This is a genomic window from Elizabethkingia miricola, from assembly GCF_001675285.1.
GTDB lineage: Bacteria > Bacteroidota > Bacteroidia > Flavobacteriales > Weeksellaceae > Elizabethkingia > Elizabethkingia miricola.
In genome coordinates, this window is the sequence record NZ_LSGQ01000014.1 from 87,703 (window position 1) to 100,888 (window position 13,186).

The following is a 13,186-nucleotide window of genomic DNA, read 5'->3' on the forward strand; positions in this document are numbered from 1 at the left end:
GGTTATTAAGATATTTTTTCCCTAACTCAACTCGACAATATTAAATACTGGTAAAATTATTTTCAAACCTCATAGGTTTTAGAAACCTATGAGGTTTAATAAAGCTTTCTTTACCTATTTACCCGACGGCTGTCACTCTGAGCAAAGAGATAGTTTACAAAGCGTCCAGCACTGCTTTAAGATCTGCATTAAACTTTGTAGGCAGAAATTCTGTTATTTCATATTCGGCTACCTGATGCTGATAAAAGGGATCTTCTTTTATTATTTCCCTTATCTCCTCTATTGTTACATTTTGTGCTATAATAACTCCTCCGGTTCTCGGATGCTTTCTTCCTGACATCAGGAACTTCTTATCAGTATAATACTTATTCAGAAAATCATTATGCGCTTCAATGAGTGTTTCTATTTCGCTGATGGCTTTAATATAGTTTAATGATATAATAAACATGGTCATTTGTTGTTTAAACAATGCAAAGGTCGTTAACCGAAAGGATTTTTCTACATTAAATAATGATAAAGTATAAATTAAACCTCATAGGTTTTTAAAACCTGTGAGGTTTAATAAAGAGTATTTTACTTTTAGTTATTTACAAGTTTCATAGAACCTTCAGAATATCGTGGTCCGGTATTCGGATATTTTTCAATAATTTCTTCTATCTGACCCTTTTCTGCTTCTGTAAAAGTAACCGCAGCAGCTTCAATATTCTGTTCCAGATATTTCACACGCTTGGTTCCCGGAATCGGAATGATATCGTCTCCCTGAGCCAACACCCACGCTAATGCTAACTGACTGCCAGTAATGCCTTTGGATGCTGCCAGTTCATTCAGTTCTTTAGCCAGGTTTTTGTTATTCTCAAGATAAGCTTCCTGATAACGAGGCAGACTTTTTCTGAAATCACTATCTTCCAATTGCTGAACTTCATTGATATTATTGAACAATCCTCTTGCTAAAGGCGAATATGGAACGAGACTAATTCCTAATTCTCTTACCACCGGAAGTATGCTTTCTTCTACATCTCTTGTCAGAAGTGAGTATTCGGATTGTAAAGCAGCAATCGGATGTATAGCATTGGCTTTCCTGATAGATTCAACAGAAGCTTCAGATAAACCTAAGTAACGTACCTTACCTGCTTTTACCAATTCCGCCATAGCGCCTACCGTTTCTTCTACTGGTACATTAGGATCTATACGGTGTGCATAGTATAAATCTATTGTATCAATTTTTAGTCTTCTAAGGCTATTATCTACCGCCTGTTTAATCCATTCCGGCGATCCGTCAAAATAGGTATTAGCACTATTGCTCGGCCCGGCTTCATCATTCTTAAAACGGAACCCGAATTTGGTTGCTATAAAAATTTTATCTCTGTTGGGTACCAAAACCTTTGAAATAAGCTCTTCATTTTTTCCGTTAGCATACATGTCCGCAGTATCCCAGAAATTAATACCAGAGTCCAATGCTTTATGCAGTGTTCTGATACTCTCCTGTTCATCTGCCTGCCCATAAGCAAAGCTCATTCCCATACAACCTAATCCTATAGCGGATAATTGTTCTCCTGTTTTCCCTAAAGTTTTGTAATTCATAACCTGATGCTTTTAATAATTTAATGTTGAAACACTAAGGCAAAACTAAAATATCGCCTGTGTGTTATATTTTAATAAAGTAATTTAACAGGACAAAGTTAAGTCGCGATTACAGGGAAGTGTATAAATTATTCAAACTAAAAATTGTAAAATTCAAACAACTTTACTTCTATAGGCTACAGGCGATAATCGGGTTTGTTTCCTGAAGAAATTGGTAAAATAAGCAGAGTCATCAAAGCCCAGGCAAAATGCAATTTCATTGATGTTCCAGTCTGTATGATTCAATAAAGCCTTAGCCTCCTGAACGATTCTGTTGGCTATCAGTTCGGAGGTAGTCTTTCCTGTAACTGTCTTTAGTGCCCTGTTGAGAGAATTAACATGAATATTAAGATTCTGAGCATAATCTACCGCAGATTTTAATCTCAGCGGATTGGCAGTTCCATCAATAGGATATTGTCTTTCCATCAGATCCATAAATAGCGAAGCTACTCTCTGTGAAGCATTATTATATCGTTCATAAGACTGTGCCGGGCTCATTTTCATGGCTTCATGCATCAGAAGCTGCAAATAGTTACGAATAACATCATATTTGTGGACATAATCGGCATCTATTTCTTCTTTTATTCTGGAAAAAAGAAGCTCTACAGATTTTACCTGATCGTCATTCAAAAAGAATACAGGTTCACCTCCTATTTTATAAAAGTTGGAATCCTGAATATTTCCCATATTACCATTTTTTAGAAAATGTTCAGTAAAAAGACAGAACCATCCGCTCTGATCTTCGGAGGTTGCTTCCCATGAATAGGGAATCAATGGGCTCGAGAAAAGCAATGCAGGACGATCTATACAAATCCATCTGTCGGCATAGTGCAATTTTCCCTCACCTATAATTAAAGAGATTTTATAGTAATCTCTGCGACTGTATGGTGTAACCCTGGCACAACTTTCTCTGGAGAAAATATTGACATGCCCCACCCCCGGACAACACAAGAGTTTGGAAACATCTTTTCCGGGTAATGTTCTGGTATAAAATTCCTGTAAAGTTTCGGAGGTTTTCATAGTTCAAAGATATAAAAATCAATCATTACTTGATATATGAAATTTATTGAGAAGTTTTCTAATTATACTTCTATCAAGACTCTGGTATACTCAAAGTGCATTTAAAATATACCGCCGTTATTATATCATTTACTAAATTTCAATACTATATCAATACCTTAATAAACTTAATTCCCAAATGATGAAATAAGCTATTAAGAAGTTTAGATAGTTTAGGCTCTCAAATAATCCTTGCCAAGGTTTTGAACCTAGACAAGAGAAATAAAAAAGCCGGAAGAATATCTTCCGGCTTGTAATTGTATTGTTATAGTATTAAACCATTTTAATCAATAGAACATCATCTACTTTCTCAACTTTCACTAAGTTGTTTTTTGTAAGGTTCTTGATAGCTTTATCCCATTTCTTACCGGATAGCTGGCTTTTATCTTTAACTTCAGCTAAAGCAGTTGCTTCTTCATTTGCGCTTACGATTTCGATAATTGCTTTTTCATCTTCGTTTAGCTCCAATTTAGGTTCTGTTTTCTCCGGACGCATTTGCGGGAAGAATAATACCTCCTGAATAGACGGGTTATTAGTAAGGAACATAATTAATCTATCCATACCAATTCCTAAACCTGAAGTTGGTGGCATACCATATTCTAAAGCTCTAAGGAAGTCTTCGTCGATAAACTGACCTGCTTCATCATCACCTTTCTCAGAAAGTCTAAGTTGATCTTCAAAACGCTCTCTCTGATCGATTGGATCATTAAGCTCTGAATAAGCATTAGCAATCTCCTTACCGCAAACCATAAGTTCAAAACGCTCGGTTAAGCCTTCCTGACTTCTGTGTTTTTTAGTCAGCGGAGACATCTCTATAGGATAGTCTGTAATGAATGTTGGCTGAATAAAGTTACCTTCACATTTCTCACCGAAAATTTCATCGATAAGTTTTCCTTTCCCCATTGTTTCATCAACTTCTAAACCGATAGACTTAGCAAAAGCACGAAGCTCTTCTTCAGTTTTTCCGGTAATATCATATCCTGTATATTTCTGAATAGCTTCAGTCATAGATACTCTTGGATATGGTGCTTTGAAGTCAATTTCATGTTCACCAAAAGTTGCTTTAGAAGTTCCGTTCACTGCAATAGCACAATGCTCTAATAACTTCTCTGTGAAATCCATCATCCAGTTGTAGTCTTTATAAGCTACATAAATTTCCATTGCGGTAAATTCCGGATTGTGAGTTCTGTCCATTCCTTCATTACGGAAGTTTTTAGAAAACTCGTAAACACCATCAAAACCTCCAACAATCAGTCTCTTCAGGTATAATTCGTTTGCAATACGAAGGTATAAAGGAATATCCAATGCATTGTGATGCGTAATAAATGGTCTTGCAGCCGCTCCACCAGGAATAGACTGTAATACCGGAGTTTCAACCTCAAAGTATCCTTTGTCATTGAAGAAACCACGCATAGCGTTGAATAATTTAGTTCTCTTGATGAAAATATCTTTAACATGCGGATTCACAGCTAAATCTACATAACGCATACGGTAACGTAATTCCGGATCTACGAATGCATCGTGAATTTTTCCATCTTCATCAGTTTTTACAACTGGAAGCGGACGTAATGTTTTTGATAAAAGGGTAAATTTGGTTACATGTACGGAGATTTCGCCTACCTGTGTTTTGAACAGATAACCTTCAATTCCGATAAAATCACCAATATCTAAAAGTTTTTTGAAAACGGTATTGTACTCCACTGCTTCTTCTGTACTGGAAACATCGTCACGTGATACATAGATTTGTACACGTCCTTCACTGTCCTGAAGCTCTGCAAATGAAGCTTTCCCCATAATACGAACACTCATCAAGCGTCCTGCCAACTTCACCTTCTTACCATCCTCGTACTTGTCCTTTATCTCCTGCGTATTTGTATTTACTTCAAATTCCGCTGCCGGATAAGGCTCGATCCCCATCTGTCTCAGCTGTTGCAGTTTTTCTCTGCGGATGATTTCTTGCTCTGTAAGTTGTTGCATAATAGGTTATATTTAACAGTCTGCAAAATTAAGGATTATTTAAAAAATATAACAGTGTTTCATCAGATAATATGATAATAAAGCTGTTTTGCTTTTTGTTATCCTGATCTTTAGTTTATTAAGAGCAGAATAATCTACAGATAGCTTCCCTTCAGAGCTTCTATAATGATATTATGATCCTCTTCATCATGAAGCCCCGATACTGTTATAACAGCTATCATTCCTCCATTCTTTACAAAAATTGGTATTGCTCCTCCTTTAGCCAGAAAATCTCTTTCATCCAGCCCAAAAGTTTTTTCTAAACTCATATTACCTTCCTTCAGATCATTTTTTACACTAAGTGAACTTTCTTCAAATTGCCTGGTGATATTTGCTTTTCTTCTTAACCAGTTATGCTTGTCCACCGGAAGTGTATCATCTACATACAGAAATACAGTTTGGTTTAGCCTGCAAACTTCTACAGCTATATGTTGATTGCGGCTTTTAGCCAAATCAATAATTTTCACACCCATATCAAAAGCCATACGGTTGGAAAAGCGGTCGAGCTCTATTTTTCTTAGCGGCTCGTTATTGTTGTTATGATCTGTCATTATTAGTTTATTAATTTTGATTTTGAATTTAATTCAATAAAAAACCGGAAGACTAGCTTCCGGCACAATAATATATGGATTAGAATGTTTACTTCTTAAGACTAAGAACATACATAGCCATAGCTTCTGCCTGAGCCTGCGTAAGATCTGCGTGTGGTGCCATCGGAATTTCTCCCCAAACACCTTGTCCTCCTTTTATTATTTTTTCTGCAAGCATCTTTCTGTTTTGTTCTGTATTTTCATACTTCGCTGCAACATCTTTATAAGCCGGACCTATAAGTTTAGTATCATCAGCATGGCAGGTACGACAGTCGGAAGCATTAATAAATTCTAGCCCACTTTCAGGTGTCGGAACTTTAACTTCTGCGTTCTGTTGTTCTACAGTTACTTTAGGTTCTTCCAACATGGTATTGCTTTCCTTTTCTACAGGAGTTTCTTTTTTCGAACATGAAAAAGCTGCAAAAGCTAATAATGCAATAAGAAAGACTTGTTTTTTCATACTTTACTTTTATTTAGGTAAACAAATTTAACCATTAAATCCCTTGGATTCTTTCTAAATGACATCTATCAAGTGAAAATGCAATGTATGAATGGAAAATATTCCACTTATGATCTTTAACTCCTATATCATCATGTTACACCGCTAGCGCGAGTGCCACACTCGTGGCCTTTAATTCCATATTCTAACGTTATAAGCACTGTATCAATAATATTGTCTGCACGAGCCAGAGCCTCGCGCCAGCAATTAACTGTCTTAATTATAAAATATGCTTAGAATAATTCTTAAACATAGCGCTGGCGCGAGTGTCTCACTCGTGCTAATAACTTTCAGAATTATAGACACAAATAAAATTCTAAATTAATCTTTCTGCACCACTACTATAGTTTTCTTTTATTACATTTATAAGTATGAGTAGAAAATACAAATTCCATGAAAAAGACGGAGCTTATTTTATAAGCTTTGCAACTGTATTCTGGATTGATGTTTTTACCAGAATAGAGTATTTTAATATCATTATTGAATCATTAAATTACTGTAGAAAAAATAAAGGAATGTCAATTTTTGGATATTGTATAATGCCCAGCCATATACATTTAATATTCCGTTCAGAAGAAGGTAAACCTTCTGAATTAATAAGGGACTTTAAAGGTTACACAGCCAGAAGCTTATTACAAACAATTAGTGAAAACCCTCAAGAAAGCAGAAAAGACTGGTTACTTTGGATGTTTAAAAAGGCTGGGCAGCGAAACTCAAATGTAAAAAAATATCAGTTTTGGCAACAGAATAATCATCCTATTGAGATATGGTCATTGAAAGTATTCGAACAAAAACTTAATTATATCCATCAAAACCCTGTAGAATGTGGCTTTGTAGTTGAGTCTTGGGAATGGAAATATAGTAGTGCAAGGAATTATTGCGACGATTTGGACCAAATATTAGAAATTGATATAAACACTTAAATTCATCAGCACGAGCCAAAGGCTCGCACTAGCAAAAAAGCCTTAAATATAACGCTGGCGCGAGTGTCACACTCGTGCATATTAATTCCAAAAGTATTTCACAAAAAACAGCCCGAAGAAATTCTTCGGGCTGATTTATTTTATACAAAAGCTTATTTCAGTTTTTTAAGATCTACTATTCCAAAATGCAGCCATATTCCAAAAATTCCGGTTCTGGTATAAAATTCTTCTTTACCATTAAACCTAACTTTTGTTTTAGGTTCTGTCTGACAAATAAAAAAATGATTGCCATCTATACAGTTCATTTTTCCGCTTCGGTGTAATTCTGTCCAGCCAAATTCTTTATACTGATCTTCCTTATCTTCCGGGACGAACAAAAATCGTCTTATTACAGCCTGCCCCTTTTTACCTTCTTTTGTTGATGTAACTGCCCAACGTGCCAAATCAGATTGGTATCTTGCTGCAACCTCATCAGCTTTTGCATCTGCTACACGCTCAATGATCAAAGTATCCGAAGCGTTCATCAAGCTGTCTTTTATTGCATATATACCATAAGAGCCAGACCATATATCGGTTTTTGTATTCTTCTGTGCATATAGACAGCTAAATAATCCGGTTATAATAAAAGCGAAAAAAAGCTTCTTCATATTTTATATACTATTTAAAATACTTTCAGGTTATCCTGTGGTGTATAATCCATAAAGATGCCACCATCCAGATTCACAGATTTTACCTGCTTTTTTATCGGAAGTTCTAAAGTAGTTTTCTTTTGATCTTTCTCCCATACAGCAGGTGTGAAACGCTTATTTTCTTTGGTTCCGTCTGTATAAGTTACTACAGCATCGAACGGCACTGCAAAACCACCTACATTGTCAACCTTAATATTCAGCTTGTTGTTTTGTTGTGCAGCATCCGATATCTTCAAATCTATGTAATTATTACTATAGAACCAGTTGTTCCAGAACCAGGTAAGATCTTTGCCGGAACCTGTATTCATAGAATAAAAATAATCCCAAGGAATAGGATGCTTACCATTCCAGTTATCCATATAGTGATGCAGTGCTTTTTTGAATAAAGCATCACCAAGATATTCTTTCAGTGCCAGATAAGATAAAGAGGATTTCACATAAGAATTGTTACCATATCCTGCTCCCGACACCTGAGTAGTCATAGTGATTAATGGCTGATCCTGTTCTGTCGCAGGGCTGGTGATCCATTTCTTTGTTCTGAAATTTTTATAGAAGGTATCTGCCGCTTCTTTTCCGTTTTCATCAATTCCGATCAGATATTCCAGTGTTGTCGCCCAACCTTCATCCATATAAGCATAGCGGGTTTCATTAATCCCCATATAGAAAGGGAAATAGGTATGTGCAATTTCATGATCAGCTGTCAGGCGGGCATCCTGAAAATTATCCGGAACTGTACTGTCATTAATCATCATAGGATATTCCATATCTGCATATCCCTGAATAGCCGTCATTACCGGATAAGGGTATTCTACACCCGGCCAGTTTTTGGAAAACCAGTCGATATTATAACGCATCCAGCCTGTATATTGTTCGAAATCTTTCGCTCCGGCTTTGTAGCCAGCCTGTACACTTACTCTTTTTGTTTTCAGCTGCACACTGGAAGCATCCCATACATAATGGTTACTCAGTGCAAAACAGAAATCAGAGATATGGTTTGCTTTAAACTTCCATACATTCCAATCATTCTGCTTCGTAACCTTACCAGACTTCATCTCAGCTTCGTTGGCAACATGTATTATTTTATCGCTCTTCAGAGATTCTTTAAAGCGCTTCAAATATTCCGGCTGCAATACCTCTTCCGGATTCAGGAAATCTCCTGTAGACCATACAACATAGTTTTTCGGAGCAGAAATGGCAAAACTATAGTCATTGAAATCATTATAAAACTCTTGTCTGTCCGAATGCTGAATAAAGTCCCAACCGTTGTAATCATCATATACAGATACTCTTGGGTAAGAATAAGCTACATAAAACGTATTTGGGTCTATTTGGCCTTCTCTGCCACTTTGTACCGAAAGCGGATACTCCCACTCTATTTTTATTTCAGCTTTGGCTTTAGACGCTAATGGTTTATTCAGCTCTACAGCTTCTACTGTACTCCAGTCATCACTGTCAATGTTATAACTTTCACCGTTTACACTGAATGATTTTATTTTCAGTCCCGAACTTAGGAAATCTTTCGATACAAATCCTGAGCGTGGCGATTGTGGCTTGTGCATATTATTCACAAAGCGAATTGCTAATATATCAAACTGATCCGGGCTATTATTGTCATACAAAATAGTTTCGCTGCCGGAAACAATTTTGGTATCTGCATTTACTTTTATCTGAATATCATAAATTCCTTTATTCTGCCAGTAATTTTTACCAGGTGCTCCCGACAAATCACGGGTACCGTTGGCATAAGCTTTCTTAATGTTTCTTGGCATATATAACTCCTGAGCTGTAGCCTGTCCTAACATTCCCAGTAAAGCTATGCTGAAAAATATTTTTCTCATTTTTAAAATTTACGGATAAGTATCAAAATTAGGGAAAATACCGCTATAAAAGGGCTTTATGCGCAAAAGAAATCAGAAAACGCTATATTTATTATCCGGATACTATTAAGAGCCTGTTTAAATTTTATAGTTAATACTCTTCGATAGTTCGTCAAGCTCACTATAGACTTAGGTCAGAGTGACATTGTTCATCCAAAATATCTTTCTTTAGAATTGTCAGACTGAGCCTGTCGAAGTCTAGATTATTTTTAATTAAAATCTAAACAGGTTCTTAACCTGATATACTCTTTCGGAAATGGCCGGGTGTTTGTCCTGTCCATTTTTTGAAGAACTTGGAAAAATTGGAAGGATCATATGTAAGCTGTACTGCAACCTGAGCGACAGGAGCTTTTGTTTCTTTTAAAAGCTTCTTTGCCTGGTCTATAATTTTCTCGTCATAAAAATGACATGGATGATGTCCGGTCTCCTGCTGAATAGTATCCGACAGATGCTGATGCGAAACAGCCAATTCGCGGGCAATCTGATTAAGTTCCATAAATTCAGATACTCTCCCCTGAACAACATCGTCTATATGTTGATCCAGAAATGCAAAATAACTGGTAAGAATCTCTTTACTTCTTGTTATGCTTTTATCCTGATCGGGCATCAATGTGTTTCGTTTATAATTTCTCTAAAATACAAAAAAACACAGTAAACGATATGGTGAACTTTTCAGATTATATTATTGGCTTATGACCGGCTTATTTTTACGCTCCAGTTCAAAGATTAGATTAGATTTAATCTCTGTAAAAATATAATCGCGCGCTTCAGCGAAGGAAATTCCGTATCGTCTGGATACAACCTGTAATTCTTCGGGGAATTTAGACAACAGAAAATCGTAATACTTGTCCAATTCTTCTTCGGAAGGCATCGCAAAACTTATTCTAAGCTGGAAACGTCTGATGAGTGCAACATCCAGAATATCGATATGATTGGTTGCCGCAATTAAGAGTGCTTTCTCGGAAAAGTTATCTACCATTTGGATAATACTGTTTACCAAACGGCGCATTTCGCCAACATCTTTATCGTCATTACCCCGCATCTTTCCGATGTGATCGAATTCATCCAGAAACAACACTGCATTTTCCCTATTTACTTTATCAAAAATCAGTCTTATATTTTTAGCAGTATCTCCTATTCTGGATGAAATAAAATTACTGAGATCCAGTATATACAAAGGCTTCTTCAGTGATGTGGCAATAGCTTTTGCAGTAGTAGTCTTACCACACCCTGAATATCCGTGTAAAAGAACTTTATTATTTACAGGAAGATTGTATTTTTTCAGTTCGTCGATATAGGTAAACTCTTTCATCAGCTGATTAAGCTCTCTCCTGTTTTCTTCATCCAGAAAAACATCATCCCAATTAACCTTTTCTTTTTCATCGATCAGAATCCCCGTGGTACTCATAATATACTGCAATTTATTTGATGTGTTAAATTTACGGAATATCTGAGTATTGGTAAACCTGATTTTTATCTCTCTTTCAATCTGTTACATTCTGTTCTGTTCATCAGTTTTCTTTATTGTTTTGGTTCCTTTTACTTTTTGGTTTCCAAAATTATATTTTAACTGAAGAACAAACTGCTGTGTATCCTGATAATCAATAAAATAATTATCCTGATTAGCATATCTGGTGGCTACTTTTTGCTTTGAGGTTTTGAAGATATCGAGGAAGAATAAACTCGCTTCAAGCTTTTTATCAAAGAATTTCCGATTGGTTACCAGATAAGCTTCCCAGGCACCTGAAATCCTGAACGTCCCCTGAATGGATGGTGAATAATACTGATGCCCAATTTCCAATGTCCAATCCGAAGCTTTTTGCAATGTAAAGCTTGTCGATATGGTAGAATTCAGATTGTAAATTTTATTTTCATATAATTGCTGATCTTGTCCAAAAAAGTAGTTTTCATTATAGCTGAAGTCTTCCGACACACTAAGTGTCCACCAAGGTTTCAATTGAAAGTTTTTGTACAAACTGGCTCCAAAAGCATTTGCTTTCTGAATATTGGTATAATGGAATACCAACGTATTGGTTTGTGGTACCTGATAGGATATCTCCATAGACGGATCAATATCTTTCCGGTAATAAACTTCAAAATTCCAGTCCTTAACATTATAAGTAAAGCTAAGGTTATGTGAAATGGTCGCCTTAAGCTTAGGGTCTCCTTGAAAATAAGAAAACAGATTGTAGTATGATTTAGCAGGATTCAGCCAGGAATAAGAAGGTCTGCTGATTCTTTTGCCATAGGAAAGTCCAAACTGCTGCTTACTGTCAGTTGTATATTGTACATAAGCCGTAGGAAAAAGCTTCCAGTAATCATTGGTATTCTTTTCATAAGGTGTAGAAACAACGCCGTTCAGGTTTGTATTCTCAGTTCTCAAACCGGCTTTAAATGCCCATTTTTTTAAATTTAAGGAAGCCGATGCATAGGCTGCAATATAGCCTTCTGTATAATTGAAGATGTTGCTTTTATCCGGACGGTAAACTAACTTTCCGTTTTCATCGTCAGAAAAATCCAATGTACTGGTGGTTTTAACCAGACTGTACTTACCTCCTGCTTCCAATTCCCATTTGTCTTTTTTCCAGCCATAATCTACCTGCTGAGAGAAAAGCTTTACGTCCTGCCAGTTATTACTGATAAAATTTTGTGTAGATGGAGGCTGATTGGCAAAGTTGAGATCTGTAAGAACATTCTCATACTTTTTATAATTACTGGTGATGTAGTATGTCGTTAACGACAGTGTACTGTTATCAAATTTTCTTTCTACCTGAAGACTTATATTATTATTTATATTCCTTTTATTATGATCATTAATCGTACTGTAATAAGATTCGGGAACATTTTGTGCATTGTATATGGTATTGGGAACAAAATAAAGCCCTGCAGATCTGGGAGCGAAAGATCCCCGATAGCTTAAAGTAAATGTAGTCTTATCATCTGGTGTATATTCTAAACTGGAGTTTACCGTATTCTGGCTGTTATTAATATCCTTCCGGTTCATAATACCACGCCATGTTGTCTGATTTTCGGGATAGTAAATATAATTGGACTCCTCCCGATAATAAGCTCCGGCTCCACGGGAATAACTGGCCATAGCTGAAATCTTACCTTTTTTATAATATTGTCCAATCGATCCGACTCCTTTTGGATAAATAGACTGTACATATTTACCAGTTATATACCCACGGTAGCCTTCCAGTTTATTTTGTTTCAGAACAATATTCAGAACAGCACTTCCGGAAGCTTCATATTTAGCCGGTGGATTGGTAATAACTTCCACAGATTTCACATCGCTGCCCTGAGTGTTTTCTAACAGGTTTTTTAGTTCTTCACTAGAAAGTGATACTTTTTTATCATTGATGGTAACCAGAATGGTGGAACTTCCTTTAATTTTAAAAGCATCATTGGAAAATACAACTCCTGGTGTTTTCTTCAGAATCTCCCAGCCATTAAGACTGGAAATATTACTATTTTCAACATTAAATTCCAGCCTGTCAATCTTTCTTTTCACCACTGGCTTTTGTTTGGTCATAGACACTTCCTGAATTTCGGTTGCAGATTTCTTCAGAACAAAACTCGGATTAGCACCTAAGTCACTAAGTTTTATAAGCTTCTCAAGTTTATCATACTCCAGATCGTCTACTACTATTTTTACTTCTTCTGAATCTATGCCTTCTATAAGAAAACTGCCTTTTTCATCAGTTGTCAAAGATTTTAGTAAAGTATTGTTCTTGTCGTAAATATAGACTTTAGCCTGTGGTATTCTTTCTTTTTTATCATTTGTAACGATGCCTTCTGTTTTTTGTTGCTGTGCCCATAACATTGCAGGCAGCAGACAAATTGCTAATATTATTTTTTTCATGATCTTAGGTACCCAGATCTGGTCTGAACTACATGGCAAAAATGAGAT

The 13,186-nt window shown here is 36.1% G+C and carries 12 protein-coding genes; 1 reads left to right on the forward strand and 11 read right to left on the reverse strand.

Annotation, left to right across the window (positions count from 1 at the left end; translation table 11 throughout):
* Positions 1-154: 154 nt before the first annotated feature.
* The 6 genes from ATE49_RS10565 to ATE49_RS10590 form a co-directional block, all read right to left on the reverse strand.
* Positions 155-448, reverse strand: a complete 294-nt coding sequence (locus ATE49_RS10565) for a YciI family protein (RefSeq protein ID WP_065082146.1) — start codon at positions 446-448, stop codon at positions 155-157.
* Positions 449-579: 131 nt separating this feature from the next.
* Positions 580-1,581, reverse strand: a complete 1,002-nt coding sequence (locus tag ATE49_RS10570) for an aldo/keto reductase (RefSeq protein WP_059153894.1) — start codon at positions 1,579-1,581, stop codon at positions 580-582.
* Between the two features lie 153 nt (positions 1,582-1,734).
* Positions 1,735-2,640: a helix-turn-helix domain-containing protein gene (locus tag ATE49_RS10575; RefSeq protein ID WP_059153893.1), complete on the reverse strand. Its 906-nt coding sequence runs from the start codon at positions 2,638-2,640 to the stop codon at positions 1,735-1,737.
* A 312-nt stretch (positions 2,641-2,952) separates the two neighbouring features.
* A complete protein-coding gene (lysS, locus tag ATE49_RS10580; protein ID WP_065082147.1) occupies positions 2,953-4,656 on the reverse strand; it encodes a lysine--tRNA ligase in 1,704 nt (567 codons plus the stop codon).
* Positions 4,657-4,790: 134 nt separating this feature from the next.
* Positions 4,791-5,246, reverse strand: a complete 456-nt coding sequence (locus ATE49_RS10585) for a heme-degrading domain-containing protein (protein WP_065082148.1) — start codon at positions 5,244-5,246, stop codon at positions 4,791-4,793.
* Positions 5,247-5,334: 88 nt separating this feature from the next.
* Entirely contained in the window at positions 5,335-5,745 is a 411-nt protein-coding gene (locus ATE49_RS10590) for a c-type cytochrome (RefSeq protein ID WP_065082149.1), read from the reverse strand.
* 410 nt (positions 5,746-6,155) lie between these two features.
* Here ATE49_RS10590 and ATE49_RS10595 point away from each other — a divergent pair, with 410 nt between their 5' ends.
* A complete protein-coding gene (locus ATE49_RS10595; protein ID WP_065082150.1) occupies positions 6,156-6,707 on the forward strand; it encodes an REP-associated tyrosine transposase in 552 nt (183 codons plus the stop codon).
* A gap of 152 nt (positions 6,708-6,859) precedes the next feature.
* Here the strand turns inward: ATE49_RS10595 and ATE49_RS10600 are convergent, their stop codons facing one another.
* The 5 genes from ATE49_RS10600 to ATE49_RS10620 form a co-directional block, all read right to left on the reverse strand.
* A complete protein-coding gene (locus tag ATE49_RS10600) occupies positions 6,860-7,354 on the reverse strand; it encodes a phosphate ABC transporter permease (protein ID WP_065082151.1) in 495 nt (164 codons plus the stop codon).
* 14 nt (positions 7,355-7,368) lie between these two features.
* Positions 7,369-9,234, reverse strand: coding sequence for a M1 family metallopeptidase (locus ATE49_RS10605; protein WP_065082152.1), 1,866 nt, complete (start codon positions 9,232-9,234; stop codon positions 7,369-7,371).
* 271 nt (positions 9,235-9,505) lie between these two features.
* On the reverse strand, positions 9,506-9,880 hold the full coding sequence (locus ATE49_RS10610; protein ID WP_065082153.1) for a helix-turn-helix domain-containing protein: 375 nt from the start codon (positions 9,878-9,880) through the stop codon (positions 9,506-9,508).
* Positions 9,881-9,955: 75 nt separating this feature from the next.
* A complete protein-coding gene (locus tag ATE49_RS10615) occupies positions 9,956-10,681 on the reverse strand; it encodes an AAA family ATPase (RefSeq protein WP_065082154.1) in 726 nt (241 codons plus the stop codon).
* 84 nt (positions 10,682-10,765) lie between these two features.
* Complete coding sequence (locus tag ATE49_RS10620) at positions 10,766-13,138, reverse strand: outer membrane beta-barrel family protein (protein WP_065082155.1); 2,373 nt, start codon at positions 13,136-13,138, stop codon at positions 10,766-10,768.
* Positions 13,139-13,186 lie beyond the last annotated feature (48 nt).

What these genes read in the sequence shown, in the direction of transcription:
- lysS (WP_065082147.1), bottom strand. Translation starts at nt 4,656, where the DNA reads ATGCAACAACTTACAGAGCAAGAAATCATCCGCAGAGAAAAACTGCAA.
- ATE49_RS10615 (WP_065082154.1), bottom strand. Translation starts at nt 10,681, where the DNA reads ATGAGTACCACGGGGATTCTGATCGATGAAAAAGAAAAGGTTAATTGG.
- ATE49_RS10565 (WP_065082146.1), bottom strand. Translation starts at nt 448, where the DNA reads ATGTTTATTATATCATTAAACTATATTAAAGCCATCAGCGAAATAGAA.
- ATE49_RS10610 (WP_065082153.1), bottom strand. Translation starts at nt 9,880, where the DNA reads ATGCCCGATCAGGATAAAAGCATAACAAGAAGTAAAGAGATTCTTACC.
- ATE49_RS10575 (WP_059153893.1), bottom strand. Translation starts at nt 2,640, where the DNA reads ATGAAAACCTCCGAAACTTTACAGGAATTTTATACCAGAACATTACCC.
- ATE49_RS10605 (WP_065082152.1), bottom strand. Translation starts at nt 9,234, where the DNA reads ATGAGAAAAATATTTTTCAGCATAGCTTTACTGGGAATGTTAGGACAG.
- ATE49_RS10595 (WP_065082150.1), top strand. Translation starts at nt 6,156, where the DNA reads ATGAGTAGAAAATACAAATTCCATGAAAAAGACGGAGCTTATTTTATA.
- ATE49_RS10590 (WP_065082149.1), bottom strand. Translation starts at nt 5,745, where the DNA reads ATGAAAAAACAAGTCTTTCTTATTGCATTATTAGCTTTTGCAGCTTTT.
- ATE49_RS10570 (WP_059153894.1), bottom strand. Translation starts at nt 1,581, where the DNA reads ATGAATTACAAAACTTTAGGGAAAACAGGAGAACAATTATCCGCTATA.
- ATE49_RS10620 (WP_065082155.1), bottom strand. Translation starts at nt 13,138, where the DNA reads ATGAAAAAAATAATATTAGCAATTTGTCTGCTGCCTGCAATGTTATGG.
- ATE49_RS10600 (WP_065082151.1), bottom strand. Translation starts at nt 7,354, where the DNA reads ATGAAGAAGCTTTTTTTCGCTTTTATTATAACCGGATTATTTAGCTGT.
- ATE49_RS10585 (WP_065082148.1), bottom strand. Translation starts at nt 5,246, where the DNA reads ATGACAGATCATAACAACAATAACGAGCCGCTAAGAAAAATAGAGCTC.